Annotated in this window: 4 protein-coding genes; 3 read left to right on the top strand and 1 reads right to left on the bottom strand. The window is 71.1% G+C overall.

Annotation, left to right across the window (positions count from 1 at the left end; all coding sequences use genetic code 11):
* Positions 1–121: 121 nt before the first annotated feature.
* Positions 122–514 (bottom strand): DUF2784 domain-containing protein, encoded by a 393-nt coding sequence (locus tag G6027_RS14350; RefSeq protein WP_182637761.1) that lies wholly within the window; start codon positions 512–514, stop codon positions 122–124.
* Positions 515–815: 301 nt separating this feature from the next.
* Here G6027_RS14350 and G6027_RS14345 point away from each other — a divergent pair, with 301 nt between their 5' ends.
* The 3 genes from G6027_RS14345 to G6027_RS14335 are packed head-to-tail and all read left to right on the top strand — an operon-like array spanning position 816 to position 3434.
* A complete protein-coding gene (locus G6027_RS14345) occupies positions 816–1889 on the top strand; it encodes a 3-deoxy-7-phosphoheptulonate synthase (RefSeq protein ID WP_182637760.1) in 1074 nt (357 codons plus the stop codon).
* A gap of 58 nt (positions 1890–1947) precedes the next feature.
* Positions 1948–2715, top strand: coding sequence for an isoprenyl transferase (locus tag G6027_RS14340; protein ID WP_107749141.1), 768 nt, complete (start codon positions 1948–1950; stop codon positions 2713–2715).
* The gene (locus tag G6027_RS14335; protein ID WP_187702911.1) at positions 2715–3434 is read left to right on the top strand and encodes an MOSC domain-containing protein; all 720 of its coding nucleotides are present in this window, start codon (positions 2715–2717) and stop codon (positions 3432–3434) included. The genes G6027_RS14340 and G6027_RS14335 overlap by 1 nt, the downstream gene beginning before the upstream one ends.
* The last annotated feature ends 239 nt before the right edge of the window (positions 3435–3673 follow it).

The raw sequence follows: 3673 nt of genomic DNA, 5'->3' as shown, positions 1-3673 counted from the left end.
CGTCACACTCACCACCGCCACCCCTCCCACGCCGCACCCGACTCGAACATGTGTACTATTCTACCCGTGGGCAGAAGGTCGCGCAAGTGTTCGAATCACGCTCGTACTGGTGGTGTCTGCGTCAGGAGTGCTGCACCTCTGGTGGGTGTGCGCGGGCGTGGGCTCGCCAGTGGAGGAACGCCAGGCCCGCCCACGAGACGAGCACGGCGGCCGCCACGGCGAGTTGCGCCGTCACCAGATGCTCCGCGGGGTAGATGACGCCGGTGAGGTAGTGGTCGATGAACCCCGACGACGGCAGCGTCTCCTGGCCGGCGCGGGCGCGTCCCCAGTTCTCGACGTGGGTGAGCGGGCAGTCCCACCCCACCGTTGCGATCCCGAGTCCGTACGCCGCCGTCGCCAGGTGGGGCCAGAACGTCCAGCGCCATCGCCACGCGATGAACCCGCCCACCACCATGTACACGAGGAAGGCGGCGTGGAGCACCATTGCGACGTCCGCGACGAGTCGGTATCCCATGGCTCCAGGGTGCCAGCCGGCGCGCGAGGCGCAAGTGGCCCGACGGACGCGGCCTCTGCTACGGTGTCCGGCATGTCGATCGCTCGCGCTTATTGGCGCTTTATGTGGGCTCCGGGTGGAGCCCGCGCCGCGAGCGCACGCGTCCGCTAGCCGGACGTCCGACACCCGGAGCCCAGAGGCGGTGACCATCATGGTTGCCGCCTCCCGCCATTTCCAGCGGCGGATCCGGGTGCGACACAGGGCACCGAACAGGATCACGGCACCCGGCCCGCCACGACCACCGCATCAGGAGCGCACTGCCGTGACCATCACCGCCGAGAACCCCACCCAGACCGCCGACCGGCGCGTCCTGTCCTACTCCCCGCTGCCGACGCCGACCGAGATCCTCGGCGAACTCCCGCTGGGGGAGGCCCGCGAGGCGCTGGTCGAGCGCAGCCGCACCGAGATCGCCGATGTCCTGGCCGGGCGCGACGACCGGTTGCTCGTGGTGGTGGGACCCTGCTCGGTCCACGACCCCGAGGCCGCACTCGACTACGCCGGGCGTCTCGCGGCCCTCGCCCGGGAGGTCTCCGAGGACCTGCTCATCGTCATGCGCGTCTACTTCGAGAAGCCGCGCACGACGGTCGGGTGGAAGGGCCTGATCAACGACCCGGCGCTGGACGGGAGCTACGACATCCCGCGCGGTCTGCGCACCGCCCGCAGGCTCCTCCTGGACGTGCTGGACCTCGGCCTTCCGGTCGGCTGCGAGTTCCTCGAACCGACCAGCCCGCAGTACATCGCCGACGCCGTCTCCTGGGGCGCCATCGGGGCGCGGACCACCGAGAGCCAGGTGCACCGTCAGTTGGTCTCCGGCCTGTCCATGCCGGTGGGGTTCAAGAACGGCACCGACGGAGAGGTCCAGGTCGCGGTGGACGGATGCAGGTCCTCGGCGTCACGCCACGTGTTCTTCGGCACCGACGCCGAGGGCCGGGCCGCCGTGGTGGAGACGGCCGGGAACACCGACTGCCACGTGATCCTGCGGGGTGGCACGGGCGGGCCGAACCACGACGCCGGGTCCGTGGCGTCCGCGGTGGCGTCGGTCGCGAAGGTGGGGCTGCCCGGGCTGGTGATGGTCGATGCGAGCCACGCCAACTCGGGCAAGTCGCACGAGCGTCAGGCCGAGGTCGTGGCCGAGCTCGCCGAGCGGATCGGGGCGGGGGAGGAGGGCATCTCCGGCGTGATGGTCGAGAGCTTCCTCGAGGCTGGCGCCCAGTCCGTCGACGCCGCGGAACTGGTCTACGGGAAGTCGGTCACCGACGCCTGCATCGGCTGGGATACCACAGAGGAAGGCGTGCGCGCGCTCGCCGCCGGGGTCCGCGCCGGCCGACGGGGCTGAGCCCCCGCGGGTCAGGGGGACCCCTGTGGAGGGGGCGTCGCGCGGTAACCTCTACCGAGTGGATGCCTCCTCCCCCCTGTACTCGCTGTACGAGTCGCGACTCCGGTCGTCACTCGAGGGTGCCCGGCTCCCACGGCACATCGCGGTGATGGCCGACGGCAACCGCCGTTGGGCCAAGGAGGCCGGGTTCGCGGATGTGGCGCACGGGCACCGGGCCGGGGCGGTCAAGATCGCCGAGATGCTGGGCTGGTGTGACGAGCTGGGTGTGGACGTGGCCACCATCTATCTGCTGAGCACAGAGAACCTCGGTCGCGATGCCGAGGAGCTCGACGAGCTGCTGCAGATCATCGCCGACGTGGTGGACGAGATCACCGGCCCGGACAAGAACTGGGACGTCCGCATCGTCGGGCGGCTGGAGGTGCTGCCGGACTGGCTGGCGGAACGGTTGCGCCACGCCGAACGTGCGAGCACCGGGCGTCGGGGAGTCAAGGTCAACGTCGCCGTGGGGTACGGCGGCCGGCAGGAGATCGCCGACGCGACCCGCGAACTCGTCGCCCAGCTGATCGACGAGGGCCGGACCGGACGGGAGCTGGTCGACGGCATCACCGTGGAGGCCATCGGCGAGCACCTCTACACCTCCGGCCAGCCCGATCCCGATCTGGTGATCCGTACTTCGGGCGAGCAGCGGCTCTCCGGTTTTCTGCTGTGGCAGAGCGCGTACTCGGAGATCTGGTTCACTGAGGCGTACTGGCCCGCGTTCCGGCGCGTGGACTTCCTCCGCGCCCTGCGCGACTACGGCGCACGCAACCGCAGGTTCGGCCACTGATGCCGGCCCCGAGCAGTCCCGCGTCCGGACAGACGGTGCCGGAGTCGTTCACCGTGCAGGCCGTCTGTGTGGTGGACCAGCTTCTCACCGTGCCCGGCCGGGTCGGCGTGACGGCGATCGACAAGCGCCCCGTCGAGGGCCCGGTGCAGGTCCGCGAGTACGGCCTCCACGGCGACGTCCAGGCCGATCGCGAACACCACGGCGGCGTGTGGAAAGCCGTCTACCTGCTCTCCGACTCCGATGTCGAGCCGTGGGAACCCGAGTTCGGTGGGCCGATCCCGCCCGGGTACTTCGGCGAGAACCTGCGCGTGACCGGCGTCGACACCTCGCAGCTCCAGATCGGCACGGTGCTGGAGGTGGGCCAGGGCAGCGGACGCCGAGGCCCGCTGCGCCTGGAGATCACCACCCCCCGAATCCCGTGTCAGACCTTCGGCGATCGCGTCGGCAAGCCCAGGTGGGTGCGCCGATTCACCGAGGCGGGGCGACCGGGTGCGTACGCCCGCGTGTTGCGCCCGGGGTCGGTCGAGGCTGGCGACGAGATCCGGGTGGTCGCCGTGCCCACGCACGGCGTCACCATCGGGCGGGTGTTCGCCGGGGTCGACGACGACGAGGCGGGCCGCCTGCTGTCCGAGTACACGCTCTCCGACCTCGCACCGAGCCTGGTGCGCAAGCTCGACCCCGCCACGGACGTCCGGCCCGCCGATTCCGACTCCGACTGAGGCGACTCCTCCCACCGGCCCTGCCGCGATCCTGCCGCGAGGTCAATCCCGCTCACGTTGTCCCAGGTCGCGTTCTGCTTTAGCCGGCATTGGTGACCACTCGGCGAGAGCGCGCGGACCGTGCGGCGAGAACGTGCGCCGAGAGCTCGGACCAGGCGGCGTGCGCCCGGGTCGCAGAGGTCACCCGGGCGGCTCGGCGAGGTGGTCCCAGACCGGTCCGGCGGTGCGCCACAAGGCGG

The organism is Dietzia sp. SLG310A2-38A2 (assembly GCF_014145095.1).
Taxonomy (GTDB): Bacteria; Actinomycetota; Actinomycetes; order Mycobacteriales; family Mycobacteriaceae; genus Dietzia.
This window is presented reverse-complemented; position numbering and strand designations above follow the sequence as displayed.

Coding starts and splice junctions, on each gene's coding strand:
- G6027_RS14350 (WP_182637761.1), bottom strand. CDS start 514: ATGGGATACCGACTCGTCGCGGACGTCGCAATGGTGCTCCACGCCGCC.
- G6027_RS14335 (WP_187702911.1), top strand. CDS start 2,715: ATGCCGGCCCCGAGCAGTCCCGCGTCCGGACAGACGGTGCCGGAGTCG.